This window comes from Streptomyces silvisoli (assembly GCF_029269905.1).
Lineage (GTDB): Bacteria > Actinomycetota > Actinomycetes > Streptomycetales > Streptomycetaceae > Streptantibioticus_A > Streptantibioticus_A silvisoli_A.
Map to the genome: position 1 here is coordinate 225,734 of NZ_JARJBC010000003.1, position 12,370 is coordinate 238,103.

The window sequence follows — 12,370 nt, forward strand, 5'->3', positions numbered from 1 at the left end:
CCCGTGGCCTTCGCGTTCGCGCCTGCAGCGAGCCAGCCCTGCCCTCATGAGCCGCGGGCTCGACGAGGGCAGCCACCATGCAGTGACTGGAGGCAAGCGATGGGCGACAGGCGAGACGCACATGCTGGAGCCGCCGGAGGCGCACCGGCGGCCGACCGGCCCGAAGGACTGCGGAACGTGGTGCTGGTCGGCCACAGCGGAGCGGGCAAGACGACGCTGGCGGAGGCGCTGGCGCTGGCCGGTGGGGCGATGAACCGGTGCGGCCGGGTCGAGGAGGGGACGACGGTCTCCGACTTCGACGAGATCGAACACCGGCAGCAGCGTTCCGTACAGCTCTCCCTGATCCCGGTGGACTGGGGCAACGTCAAGATCAATCTGCTGGACACCCCCGGGTACGCGGACTTCGTCGGGGAGTTGAGGGCCGGTCTGCGCGCGGCGGACGCGGCCCTTTTCGTCGTCTCGGCCGCGGACGGCGTGGACGGCGCCACCCGGATGGTGTGGGAGGAGTGCGCGGCGGTCGGCATGCCCCGCGCGGTGGTGGTGACCCACCTGGAGAACGCCCGCGCCGACTTCGACGAGATGACCGCCATCTGCCAGCGCGTCTTCAGCGGCGAGGACCCCGATGCGGTGCTGCCGCTGTACCTGCCGCTGTACGGCGAGGAGGGGCCCGACGGGCACACCCCGGTGGCGGGGCTGATCGGGCTACTGTCGCAGCGGGTCTACGACTACTCCTCGGGCGAACGGGTCGAACGCGACCCCGACCCCGAGCACCTGCCGCTGATCGCGGAGGCCCGCAACCGGCTCATCGAGGGGATCATCGCCGAGAGCGAGGACGAGACCCTCATGGACCGCTATCTCGGCGGCGAGGAGATCGACTTCAAGACCCTCATCCAGGATCTGGAGCGCGCCGTGGCGCGCGGCACCTTCCACCCGGTGCTGGCCGCCGCGCCACCGGCCGAGGGCGCCCGGCAGGGCCTGGGCACCCTGGAGCTGCTGGAGCTGGTCACCGGCGGCTTCCCGACCCCGGCCGAGCGGGAGACGCCCGCGGTGACCACCCCGCAGGGCGCACCGCGCCCGCCGCTGCCCTGCGACCCGGACGGGCCGCTGGTCGCCGAGGTCGTCAAGACCTCCTCCGACCCCTATGTGGGCCGGATCAGCCTGGTGCGGGTCTTCTCCGGGACGCTGCGCCCCGACGAGACGGTGCACGTGTCCGGGCACGGCCTGGCGGACCGCGGGCATGAGGACCACGACGTGGACGAGCGGGTCGGGGCGCTGTCCTCCCCGTTCGGCAAGGTCCAGCGCCCGGTGCCCAGGGCCATCGCGGGCGATCTGGTGTGCGTGGCGAAGCTGAGCCGCGCGGAGACCGGCGACACCCTCTCCGCGAAGGACGATCCGCTGCTGATGGAGCCGTGGGTCATGCCGGATCCGCTGCTGCCGGTGGCGATCGAGGCGCACAGCAAGGCGGACGAGGACAAGCTGTCGCAGGGCCTGGCGCGGCTGGTCGCCGAGGATCCGACGATGCGCCTTGAGCAGAACCAGGACACCCACCAGGTGGTGCTGTGGTGTCTGGGCGAGGCGCATGTGGATGTGGCGCTGGAACGGCTGCGCGCCCGGTACGGGGTGCAGGTGGACGCGGTGCCGTACAAGGTGTCGCTGCGCGAGACCTTCGGTGAGAAGGCGGCCGGGCGCGGTCGGCACGTCAAGCAGTCCGGTGGGCACGGGCAGTTCGCGATCTGCGAGATCGAGGTGGAGCCGCTGCCGGTGGGCTCGGGCATCGAGTTCGTGGACAAGGTGGTCGGCGGCGCGGTGCCGCGGCAGTTCATTCCTTCGGTGGAAAAGGGCCTGCGGGCGCAGGCCGCCAGGGGCGTGGCGGCCGGCTACCCGGTGGTGGACATCAGGGTCACCCTGCTCGATGGCAAGGCGCACTCGGTGGACTCCTCGGACGCCGCCTTCCAGACCGCGGGCGCGCTGGCGCTGCGGGAGGCCGCCAAGGAGGCCCGCATCCATCTGCTGGAGCCGGTCGCCGAGGTGCAGGTACTGGTCTCGGACGAGTACGTGGGGCCGGTGATGAGCGACCTCGCCGGACGCAGGGGCCGGGTGGTGGGCACCGAACCGGCGGGTCCCGGGCGGACGTTGGTGCGTGCGGAGGTGCCGGAGATCGAGATCGGCCGGTACGCGATCGACCTGCGGTCGATCTCGCACGGAACCGGCCGGTTCAACCGCTCGTACGCCCGGCATGAGCCGATGCCGTCGCAACTCGCCGCGAAGCTGCGGGAGGAGCAGGAGGGGAGCAGGTAACTCCCGTCCCACGCAGCTCGGGAGACGTCCTTCGCATCGCACCACTGACGGGTTGGTCACCGTCCGGATACGCTGTGCTCGTAGATCGGACGGTGTGCCAATCCGATCCGCGATGACGGTAGTTGACGGCCCGCCGCGGGCCGTCGGGTGAGGGAGTTGGGGGGCGGAAGTGTCTTTCTCCGGCGTGGAGTTCGACTTCAGCCCGGGCGCTCAGGTGCCGCTCACCGGTATGGGTGGGGAGACCGCCGCCACACAGGCGCTCTCCTCCGCCGCGTACCGGGACGGGCCGGTCGAGGACCTGGTGAAGATCAACCCCGAAGCGGGCGTCAGACCACCGAAGTTGTCCCTCTTCGAACCCAACCTCGGCGAGGCGTTCGCCCGTGCCGTACAGGTGCGGATGCTGGGTGGCGCGCGCAAGGAGACCGTTCAGTCGTTCGGCATGGACCCGCAGACCGTGGTGGTGCACTGCCTGGCGGCCAACCGGATCCGGCAGCAGCGCGACCGCCGGCTGACCGTTGTGATGGGCGTGTGCGGGCTGCTGTTCCTGCCCGGTGTGCTGATCTGGCTCGGCGCGTTCCAACTGCGCCGCACGCTCGGCAAGTTGGCGGGCCGGGTCAGCTCACTGGGCGGCCTGGTGCTCGCGGTGGTGGTGGGACTGGCCGCGCTGTTGCTGTTGCGGCCACCGCTGACCGGGTTCTTCGGGCTGTACCTGCGGGTGATGCTGCTGGTTCCGATCCTCGGCTGGTACGTCGCCAAGCGGATCTGCGAGAAGACCGCGGTGGACCTGCGGGAGCGCTGGGCGTCGCTGCTCGGCGGGGGCGGGGTCGGCGCCAGGATCCCGGAGGCGGTACCGCAGCACCCAAACCAGACCCGCGCCGAGCTGATGCGGCAGTCACTGGTGGCGCTGGCCACCGAGCAGAGCAGCAACGTGGTCTTCTACGCCGGCCCCAAGGGCATCCTGGGGATGGGATCGCGGTGGGGCGTGTGGCAGTTGGCGGAGGAGCTGGAGCCGCGGCCCGACACCGACATCCACCCGTTCCGCAGCTGGGACGTGATCAAGGCCATCCAGGACCGGCTGCGCGATCTGGAGCGCGGTCCACTGCACACCGGCGGTTTCCCCAAGCCGACCGTACGGCACTGGATCGTGGCGCCGGTCGGGGAGAACGCCAAGGAGGTCAACCGACCCACCGGGCCCGAGGTCGAGGGCTTCACCGTCAAGGACTTCGAGATACAGCGGATCTGCAACGAGCAGCAGTTCGGCAGCGGCAACCGGCACTACCTGGGGGTGCAGTTCGTGCTGTGGGACGGTCAGTTGGTGATCAACCTGCTGATCACGGTGACGGTGCTGCACTACACCCTGCGGATCGAGGTGACCGGGCATGCGCTCGGGCCGGTGAACTCGCTGTTCATGGGCGGCCCTTCACCGAAGACCAAGGAGGTGTCCAAGACCGTCAAGTTCTGGGAGACCCGGACCGTACACCTGCCGCTGGTGGACGCCGGGGAGGTGGTACGGCTCGCGGCGCGGGCGCCGTTCACCTGGTTCCCGCCGGTCCTGGACTTCCTGGGCGGCCAACTCGCGCTGCCCGAGCCGTTCGGGCTGCGGCACGCGTGGGCGGACAAGCCGTGGAAGCACCGCTTCATGGCGGACGACGCGTTGCGCGCGGCCACTCCCGTGCTGCGGGCGGTGAACGCCGCGGCGATCTCCGTGCTGGAGGAGAACGGGGTGAACACGGAGCGGTTCACCAATCGCTCCCTGGTCCTCAGCGGGTTGGTCCAGGCGGCGGAGCCCAAGGCCGCGGACGCTTATAACGCGTAACGGCCGGGTTTTCTGCCGCCCGCCCTTCGGTCCTCAAACGTTGTCCTCAAACGCCGGACGGGCTGATAGATCAGCCCGTCCGGCGTTTGAGGACGACGCGCGCAGCGTGGATCAGTCGTGTGGCCAGTGGGCCGCCAGCATGGCTCGCGTGTCCGCGAGGAGTTGCGGCAGCACCTTCGTGTGGCCGACCACCGGCATGAAGTTGGTGTCCCCGCCCCAGCGGGGCACGACGTGCTGGTGCAGGTGGGCGGCGATACCGGCGCCCGCCACCGCACCCTGGTTCATGCCGATGTTGAAGCCGTGCGCTCCGGACGCCGAGCGCAGCGCGGTCATCGCCCGCTTGGTGAACTCCGCAAGCTCCGCCGTCTCGCCCTCGTCGAGGTCGGTGTAGTCCGCGACGTGCCGGTACGGCACCACCATCAGATGGCCGCCGTTGTACGGGTAGAGATTCAGCACCGCGTAGACCGTCTCACCGCGCGCGATGATCAACCCGTCGACGTCGGACTTGGCCGGAATCGCACAGAAGGGGCAGCCGTCACCGGCCTCCGGACCGGTGGGCTTGTTCTCGCCCTGGATGTACGCCATGCGGTGCGGGGTCCACAGGCGCTGGAACGCGTCCGGCGTCCCCACTCCGATCTGGTGCTCCGGCTCAGTCGTCATGTTGTGCAGCATATTCGCCCGCGACGCGGTGCGAAGCGGCGAGGGGCGGACCGCAACGGTCCGCCCCTCGTTACCCCGGCCGCGCGGGGACCAGTCACACCTGGATACGGCGCTCCACAGCATCAACGATCTCGGCCAGCGCTTGGTCACTGGGGATGCCGTTCTTCTGCGAACCGTCGCGGTAGCGGAAGCTCACCGCGCCGTTCGCCACGTCCTCGTCACCAGCGATGATCATGAACGGGATCTTCAGCTTCTGCGCGTTGCGGATCTTCTTCTGCATCCGGTCCGACGAGGAGTCCACCTCGACCCGCAGCCCCTTCGCCCGTGCCTGGGCCGCGAACTCCTCCAGGTACGGCACGTGCGCGTCACCGATCGGGATGCCGACCGCCTGGACCGGCGCCAGCCAGGCCGGGAACGCGCCCGCGTAGTGCTCGGTCAGCACGCCGAAGAAGCGCTCGATGGAGCCGAACAGTGCCCGGTGGATCATCACCGGACGCTGGCGTGAGCCGTCGGCGGCCTGGAACTCCAGGTCGAACCGCTCAGGCAGGTTGAAGTCCACCTGGATCGTGGACATCTGCCAGGTGCGGCCGATGGCGTCCCGTGCCTGCACGGAGATCTTCGGTCCGTAGAACGCGGCGCCACCCGGGTCCATCACCAGGTCGAGTCCCTGCTTCTCGGCCGCCTCGCGCAGCGTCTGGGTGGCCTCCTCCCAGACCTCGTCGGAGCCGATGAACTTCTCCGGGTCCTTGGTGGACAGCTCCAGGTAGAAGTCGTTGAGCCCGTAGTCACGCAGCAGGTTCAGCACGAAGGTGAGCAGCGAGTCCAGTTCGTCGGCCATCTGCTCCTTGGTGCAGTAGATGTGCGCGTCGTCCTGGGTCAGACCGCGCACCCGGGTCAGACCGTGCACCACGCCCGACTTCTCGTACCGGTAGACGGTGCCGAACTCGAAGAGGCGCAGCGGCAGTTCACGGTAGGAGCGGCCCCGGGACCTGAAGATCAGGTTGTGCATGGGGCAGTTCATGGGCTTCAGGTAGTACTTGTGGCCCTCGTCGAGCTCCATGGGCGGGTACATGCCGTCCGCGTACCAGTCCAGGTGGCCGGAGGTCTGGTACAGCTCCTGCTTGGTGATGTGCGGGGTGTTGACGAACGAGTACCCGGCCTCCTCGTGGCGCCGGCGCGAGTAGTCCTCCATCACCCGGCGGATGACACCGCCCTTGGGGTGGAACACCGGCAGGCCGGAGCCGATCTCCTCGGGGAAGGAGAACAGGTCGAGTTCGGCGCCGAGCTTGCGGTGGTCCCGCTTCTCGGCCTCGGCCAGCCGGTCGAGGTACGCCTTCAGCTCGTCCTTGGACGGCCACGCGGTGCCGTAGATCCGCTGCAGCTGCGGGTTCTTCTCGCTGCCGCGCCAGTAGGCGGCGGCGGAGCGCATCAGCTTGAAGGCCGGGATGATCCGGGTGCTGGGCAGGTGCGGACCGCGGCACAGGTCCTTCCAGCACAGCTCGCCGGTCTTGGCGTCGAGGTTGTCGTAGATGGTCAGCTCACCGGCACCGACCTCGGCCGAGGCGCCCTCGGCGGCCTCCGCGGCGGAGCCCTTCAGGCCGATCAGCTCCAGCTTGTACGGCTCGGCCGCCAGTTCCTCGCGGGCTGCCTCGTCGCTGACCGCGCGGCGGGAGAAGCGCTGGCCGCGCTTGATGATCTCCTGCATCTTCTTCTCGATGCGCTTGAGGTCCTCGGGGTGGAAGGCCTCGGCGACGTCGAAGTCGTAGTAGAAGCCGTCCTTGATCGGCGGGCCGATGCCGAGCTTGGCCTCCGGGAAGATCTCCTGCACGGCCTGCGCCATGACGTGCGCGGTGGAGTGGCGCAGGATGTTCAGCCCGTCCTCGCTGTCGATGGTGACGGGCTCGACCTCGTCGCCGTCGGAGAGCGGGTAGCCGAGATCCTTCAGCTCACCGGCGACACGGGCAGCGACGACGGAGCGGTCCCCTTCGAAGAGGTCCGCGGCCGTCGTCCCCGTCGTGACCACGCGCTCTTCCCGTTCCACGGAATCGCGTTTGATGATCACACGGAGCTCTGACACCGGTTTCTCCTGACTCATGACATGCGGTCGGCAGCGGACGCTGCACCGCTGAATCGTACCGAGCGGGACCGCCACGGCGCTAAGCCATGATCGTCATGAGCTGCCGCCGAGGGTCCGAGGGCTCGCCCCACGGACATTCCGCGGCGACGGCGAGCAACCACGACGGTGGCGACCGGCGGTGCCGAACGCACCGCGACCCCCTAGTCGACGGCGTCAGCGGCCTCCTGCAAGGACTTGAGCAGTCGGTCGCGCTCGGCGGCGTCCACATGCAGAAGCGTCACGCCGCTCGCCCCCGACAAGCGGCGAAAGCCGCGCCCGGGCTCCAGTTCCCCGCTGACCCGGATCGGCAACCCCACCAGATGGGCGTGGGCGGCGACGCGGTAGTCGTCCGCCGCCAAGCGCATGCGAACGTGCCGTACGTCCGCACCCCCGAGCACCCGCAGCCGCACCGAACCGCCCTCCGCAGGACGGGCACTGCGCAGCCGGACCACGGTCCCGGTCACGGTGACCGGGACCGGCGGCTCCGAGGCGGCGTAGCGGGCGGCGGCCTGGTGCAGCGCGGGCAGGTCGCCCGGCGAGAACTCCACCGGCTCCGGGCGGGCGGCCACTCCGAGTGGCAGCCCGGCCGCCGGGGACCAGGCAAGGGCGATCTCGGCGCCCTCGCTGTCCCGCACCAAGTGCGCGACGGCCGTGACGAGTTCATGGCACACGCCCAGCTCCACCGCCGCGTCGAAGGCCTCAAGGCGGCCGGTCGCCCGCTGGTAGTCCACCGCGTCCCGGGCCGCCTGCAAGGCGCGCAGCAGCGTGATCGTGACGTGCCGCTCGTCCGGCGCCGGGGCGTACGCGGTCAGCAGATGACCGCCGGAGGACGGGCCGATCAGCACCCGCTCCAGATAGGCGGTGGCGTACCGCCCGTGCCGTTCCCCGAAGTATCCGGCGTTGCCCTGGGCGGCCCGCGCGGCAGCCGAGAGCATGCCGCGCACCGCGTCCCGCAGCCGCTCCGCCGCCGTCCACGGCACCGCCCCGGCGCACCGGGGCACGTCCCGCCGCCAGCGGATCTCGTCCCCCGGCACGGACAGGGCCAGCAGCACCTCGCGGGCCGAGGGCGCGCCGGAGTGAGCCAGCGCGGTCAGCGCCTCGCCGACGAGGTCGGTGCAGTCCCCGTACTCCGTGCTCGCGGGCACCAGCAGGCTGGTGGCCGCCAGACCGCTTCGGGTGCCGCTGCCGGGCGGGGTCCAGCGGGTGTACCGGCCGCTCTCGCCGCCCCTGCGCTGCCAGCCGTGCCGGGCGAGCAGCGCGGTGAGCACCTGGGGGTCGACGCGCTCGGGGTCGGGCAGTTCCGCCGCGGGTGGTTCGGGTTCTGACGGCTCGGGGTCCGGTCCGGTGAGTCGCATCAGGGTCTCCCTCCCGCCCCGACCCGCGTCATGATCTCGCACAGCGCCCGGTCGTCGAAGATGCGGGTCGTGGGGATCCGCACGGTGGTCTTGTACCTGCCCGTCACCGGCTGGCCGGCGAGGTTCGTCCAGTAGCAGCAGTGCCTCAGCTCCATGCGGTCGTGCCCCGCGCGCAGCCACTGCTCCTGGCTGCGCGGCACCAGCATCACGACGAGGATCTTGTGCACCGACACCGGTGTCCTGGCCAGCTTGGCGAGGTGGGCGTTCTCCAAGGTGAAGGAGAAGAACGCCCCTGGTGGGTTCGGTGCCACCTGGTAGGTGCACTTGAGCTGCACCTTGATGGTGACCTCGTCGTCCACCGCGTGACCGCGCGAGCTGTGGCTGAGGTGCCAGTCGATGCCGTTGTCGGGAAAGGGCTGGGCGAGCGAGCATCCGGCCGCCGCGGCCACCGCATGCAGATAGCCCACCTGAAGGGTCTCCATACAGCTGGTGGTGGCGAGTCCTCCCCGTAGCGGTGCCGTCCGTTCGGGAAGCAGCCCGCCGGGTTCGGGCTGAGCGAGCGCCATGGCTGCTGCCGTGCCTTCCGGGCCTTGCGTGAATCGTTTCCCCGCGACGAACCGTACGGCGGCTGGGGCGGTTTGGCCGCCCAGGAATCGAACGGGCCGTCAACTCTGTCTTCTCCGGCGGGAGTGATCCGCAAACAGGTGCGAACCGGTGCGCGCCACGACGGTTCGATGACTTGGCGTCACGGGTAGGAAACGGACAGTGGGTTGTCCGTCGGATCAAGAGGGCGGAAGGGGTGGCGGTCATGGCACGTTGGTTCGAAGGGCCCCTGGCCGCGTTCGACACCGAGACCACCGGGGTGGACGTGGAGCACGACCGCATAGTGTCGGGCGCCCTCGTCGTACAGGACCGGGCAGACGCCGAACCCCGCTTTCTGCGCTGGCTGGTCGACCCCGGTGTGCCGGTGCCGGAAGCCGCGCGGGCGGTGCACGGGCTGACCGATGCCCATCTGCGGGAACACGGCGCCGCGCCGGGTCCGGCCGTGGAGTCGATGGCGCGGGCGCTGGCGCACGAGTCGGAGCCCGGCACGCCGCTGGTGGTGATGAACGCGCCGTTCGACCTGACCCTGCTGGACCGTGAGTTGAGGCGGCATCGAGGGCTCGGCCTGTTCGGCTACCTGGAGCGCACAGCGCTGTGCGTACTGGACCCGAGGGTGCTGGACAAGTACGCGGACCGCTATCGCAAGGGCCGCCGCACCCTGAGCGACCTGTGCGCGCACTACGGCGTCCCGCTCACCGACGCGCACGACGCGGCGGCGGACGCGCTGGCGTCACTGCGCCTGGTGCGGGCGATGGGCCACCGCTACGCGGAGCGCGGCATCGGTCTGATGTCACCGGCCGAACTGCATGTCCGCCAGGCTTTGTGGCATGCGGCACAGGCTCGCGGCCTGGAAGCCTGGTTCGCCAGAAGCGGTTCCCCGGAACGCTGCGACCCGGCGTGGCCACTACGCCCGGAACTGCCCGCTGCGGCTTAGCCGCCTCAAGCCCGTTCGGCGTCTGAGGACCGGGGTCCGGGGAGAAGGCCCCGAAGATTCCCCATAACCAACAAGACCGGTCAGCGACTTGAAGCTGACCGGTCTCACTCGGGGTGGGCGATACTGGGTTCGAACCAGTGACCTCTTCGGTGTGAACGAAGCGCTCTCCCACTGAGCTAATCGCCCCGGTTGTTCCGCGGTTGTCCCCGCGGCACGTGCAGAACAATACAGTGCGCGGGACGTTGTGTTCAAACGCCGTTCTCCCGCGCTTGTTCCGATCGCTCGGCGAGCAGGGCGCACAACCCCCGGCGCCCGGCGCGCATCATCAGCGCGTGGTTGGCCCGGAAGAACAGCCGACCGGGAACGGAGAGCCATCGCATCACGGGTTTGCGGACGATCACCTGCTGCTCGAACGTGGCCCGGGTCCCGGTGCCGCCGGGACCGAGCGTCCACCGTGCCCAACCCTCAAGATCACCGGTCATCGCGATCTCCAGCACCCCCGCCGCCGGATCGCGCCGCGCCTCGCGGGCGGTGACCACCAGCTCGTACGGGAGGACGGAACGGAAGCGGGCGGTGCCGCTCCACTCGTCGATCGGGTCGACCCGGCGTACCTGCGGCCACCACCGGGGATACTCCTCGGCGCGTTCCAGCACCGCGTAGACCTCCGCGGGGGGAGCGTCCAGCCGCCAGACGTCACGAAAGCGGTACCGGCACCAGTCCATGGCGCCCAGTGTGACGGCAACGCACGAGGGCCTGGAAGCCTTCTCGGCTTCCAGGCCCTCGGTCGGGGTGGGCGATACTGGGTTCGAACCAGTGACCTCTTCGGTGTGAACGAAGCGCTCTCCCACTGAGCTAATCGCCCCGGCGCGGAGACAACATTACCGCATGTCAGCGGGGGCTCTTGACCACCTCGGTGCCACCGGTCGTGCTTCGGTGCGCCCGCGCCCGCCTGGAGACACCGCCGGAGGTGAAGCGCTACCGTCACCCTTCGTGATCACAACGGTACAGTCGACCGATCCGACCGCTCACCGCATCGGCCCATCAGGGCAGCCCAGGACTGGTCCGAACGAAGTACCAGAAACCTCACAAACCAGTCAGAGGGGTTTACAACGTCCTCGCAGGTGGCATGTCGATTTCGCCGACGTGCGAATCCCCGAGCGCACACTGAGCGAAAGGCCTTGGCGCTTATGAACACCACGGTCAGCTGCGAGCTGCACCTGCGCCTCGTTGTGTCGAGCGAATCCTCACTGCCCGTACCCGCGGGCCTGCGGTACGACACGGCCGATCCCTACGCCGTGCACGCCACCTTCCACACCGGTGCCGAAGAGACGGTCGAATGGGTGTTTGCCCGCGACCTGCTCGCGGAGGGGTTGCACCGTCCCACCGGAACCGGCGATGTCCGTGTCTGGCCCTCCAGGAGCCATGGCCAGGGCGTTGTCTGCATCGCCCTGAGCTCTCCAGAAGGCGAAGCACTGCTGGAAGCCCCGGCCCGGGCGCTGGAGTCGTTCCTGAAGCGGACCGACGCCGCCGTACCGCCGGGCACCGAGCACCGTCACTTCGACCTCGATACCGAGTTGTCCCACATCCTCGCGGAGAGCTGAGCCCCCGCCCGCTGCCCGCGGCCGTCCTACTCGGGGGGACGACGCGGGCCTGACATCGCGCTTCTGCGTGTGCGGCGGGCACGGCCGGATCGGCGGGCTGATCCAGGTGGCGACAGCGCACGGTCCACTTGAGTAAAGTCACCCGGCAACAACCGCGGGCCCGACCCGCCGGTGCGCTGTCCGACCCTCTGGCCAGGGAGCGAAGCCGTGCTGATCAACCATGACACCCGGTGCGCCCTCGACCGCGTCGTCGACCTGCTCAACACCGCGCCGGAGAGCGAGGGCCGGGAGAGGCTGGACGGCCTGGAGTCGCTGCGCGACTTCGTGGCGCGCAACCGGGTCAGCGATGTCGGGCGGCTCGCGGAGTCGGATCTTCCAGCGGTGCGGGCGGTACGCGCCCGGTTCGGCGAGGTGCTGACCGCGACCGGCAGTCGCAAAGCGGCGGCCCTGATCAACACCATGGTCGCGGAGGCCGGGACCACCCCTCGGCTGACCGACCACGACGACTACGACTGGCATGTGCACTACTTCGCCCCCGGCGCCTCGCTGGCCCAGCAGCTCGCCGCGGACGGCGGGATGGCACTGGCGTTCCTGGTGGTCGCGGGGGAACGGGACCGGCTGCGCCGGTGCGCCGCGCCGGACTGCCGCCGCGCGTTCGTCGACCTGTCCCGCAACCGCTCGCGCCGCTACTGCGACAGCCGCACCTGCGGCAACCGCCTGCACGTCGCCGCGTACCGTGCCCGCCAGCGCGCCGAGCGGTCAGAAACCGAGCAGGTCGTAACAGGCGCCGAAGAAGATCAGGGTGCCGATCACCCCGAGAAACACCATGAGCGGCGGCTGGGAGAGCGCGAAGAGGCACCCACGGGAGTCGTCGTTCATCTGGTACGCGGCCTCGACAGGTCGTAAGTCACTCGACAGGGGGCAGGCCCGCACAACAGTACGTCCCTGTAAGCCTCAAGTCGCTTACGCCGGAGGGGAGTTGGCGGC

General features: G+C 69.8%; 9 protein-coding genes, 2 tRNA genes and 1 pseudogene. 5 read left to right on the forward strand and 7 right to left on the reverse strand.

The genetic code is table 11. The features are described from left to right. Positions 1–99 precede the first annotated feature (99 nt). Both P3G67_RS06610 and P3G67_RS06615 read left to right on the forward strand, forming a co-directional pair. Complete coding sequence (locus P3G67_RS06610) at positions 100–2,298, forward strand: elongation factor G-like protein EF-G2 (RefSeq protein ID WP_276092619.1); 2,199 nt, start codon at positions 100–102, stop codon at positions 2,296–2,298. A gap of 229 nt (positions 2,299–2,527) precedes the next feature. Beyond that, positions 2,528–4,114 carry a hypothetical protein gene (locus P3G67_RS06615; RefSeq protein ID WP_276092813.1) on the forward strand — a complete coding sequence of 529 codons (1,587 nt, stop codon included), beginning with the start codon at positions 2,528–2,530 and terminating at the stop codon, positions 4,112–4,114. 111 nt (positions 4,115–4,225) lie between these two features. On the opposite strand, the gene P3G67_RS06620 is transcribed toward P3G67_RS06615, so the two are convergent. The 4 genes from P3G67_RS06620 to P3G67_RS06635 form a co-directional block, all read right to left on the reverse strand. Next, entirely contained in the window at positions 4,226–4,786 is a 561-nt protein-coding gene (locus tag P3G67_RS06620) for an HIT family protein (protein ID WP_276092620.1), read from the reverse strand. 82 nt (positions 4,787–4,868) lie between these two features. Continuing rightward, positions 4,869–6,851, reverse strand: a complete 1,983-nt coding sequence (gene thrS, locus P3G67_RS06625; RefSeq protein ID WP_276092621.1) for a threonine--tRNA ligase — start codon at positions 6,849–6,851, stop codon at positions 4,869–4,871. A 200-nt stretch (positions 6,852–7,051) separates the two neighbouring features. Further along, entirely contained in the window at positions 7,052–8,245 is a 1,194-nt protein-coding gene (locus tag P3G67_RS06630; protein ID WP_276092622.1) for a hypothetical protein, read from the reverse strand. Then, positions 8,245–8,811, reverse strand: a complete 567-nt coding sequence (locus tag P3G67_RS06635; protein ID WP_269854940.1) for a DUF4365 domain-containing protein — start codon at positions 8,809–8,811, stop codon at positions 8,245–8,247. Before P3G67_RS06635 ends, P3G67_RS06630 begins: the two co-directional genes overlap by 1 nt. A 242-nt stretch (positions 8,812–9,053) precedes the next feature. On the opposite strand from P3G67_RS06635, the gene P3G67_RS06640 reads away from it, so the two are divergent. After that, positions 9,054–9,782 carry an exonuclease domain-containing protein gene (locus P3G67_RS06640; protein WP_269854941.1) on the forward strand — a complete coding sequence of 243 codons (729 nt, stop codon included), beginning with the start codon at positions 9,054–9,056 and terminating at the stop codon, positions 9,780–9,782. Positions 9,783–9,896: 114 nt separating this feature from the next. Here the strand turns inward: P3G67_RS06640 and P3G67_RS06645 are convergent. From P3G67_RS06645 to P3G67_RS06655, 3 genes are all read right to left on the reverse strand, one after another. Beyond that, positions 9,897–9,968: transfer RNA gene (locus tag P3G67_RS06645), tRNA-Val, on the reverse strand. Between the two features lie 62 nt (positions 9,969–10,030). Continuing rightward, on the reverse strand, positions 10,031–10,504 hold the full coding sequence (locus P3G67_RS06650) for an SRPBCC family protein (protein ID WP_276092623.1): 474 nt from the start codon (positions 10,502–10,504) through the stop codon (positions 10,031–10,033). A 68-nt stretch (positions 10,505–10,572) separates the two neighbouring features. Further along, positions 10,573–10,644: transfer RNA gene (locus P3G67_RS06655), tRNA-Val, on the reverse strand. Positions 10,645–10,969: 325 nt separating this feature from the next. Between P3G67_RS06655 and P3G67_RS06660 the strand changes: the two genes are divergently transcribed. Together P3G67_RS06660 and P3G67_RS06665 are read left to right on the forward strand one after the other, a co-directional pair. After that, entirely contained in the window at positions 10,970–11,383 is a 414-nt protein-coding gene (locus P3G67_RS06660; RefSeq protein WP_003959770.1) for an SsgA family sporulation/cell division regulator, read from the forward strand. A gap of 207 nt (positions 11,384–11,590) precedes the next feature. After that, positions 11,591–12,133: pseudogene (locus tag P3G67_RS06665) on the forward strand (CGNR zinc finger domain-containing protein); the annotation flags it as partial. Positions 12,134–12,370: the final 237 nt, after the last annotated feature.

Bases quoted from the DNA above. Each gene is read 5' to 3' on its own strand.
- P3G67_RS06610 (WP_276092619.1), top strand. From the start codon at position 100: ATGGGCGACAGGCGAGACGCACATGCTGGAGCCGCCGGAGGCGCACCG.
- P3G67_RS06615 (WP_276092813.1), top strand. From the start codon at position 2,528: ATGGGTGGGGAGACCGCCGCCACACAGGCGCTCTCCTCCGCCGCGTAC.
- P3G67_RS06620 (WP_276092620.1), bottom strand. From the start codon at position 4,786: ATGCTGCACAACATGACGACTGAGCCGGAGCACCAGATCGGAGTGGGG.
- P3G67_RS06630 (WP_276092622.1), bottom strand. From the start codon at position 8,245: ATGCGACTCACCGGACCGGACCCCGAGCCGTCAGAACCCGAACCACCC.
- P3G67_RS06635 (WP_269854940.1), bottom strand. From the start codon at position 8,811: ATGGCGCTCGCTCAGCCCGAACCCGGCGGGCTGCTTCCCGAACGGACG.
- P3G67_RS06640 (WP_269854941.1), top strand. From the start codon at position 9,054: ATGGCACGTTGGTTCGAAGGGCCCCTGGCCGCGTTCGACACCGAGACC.
- P3G67_RS06650 (WP_276092623.1), bottom strand. From the start codon at position 10,504: ATGGACTGGTGCCGGTACCGCTTTCGTGACGTCTGGCGGCTGGACGCT.
- P3G67_RS06660 (WP_003959770.1), top strand. From the start codon at position 10,970: ATGAACACCACGGTCAGCTGCGAGCTGCACCTGCGCCTCGTTGTGTCG.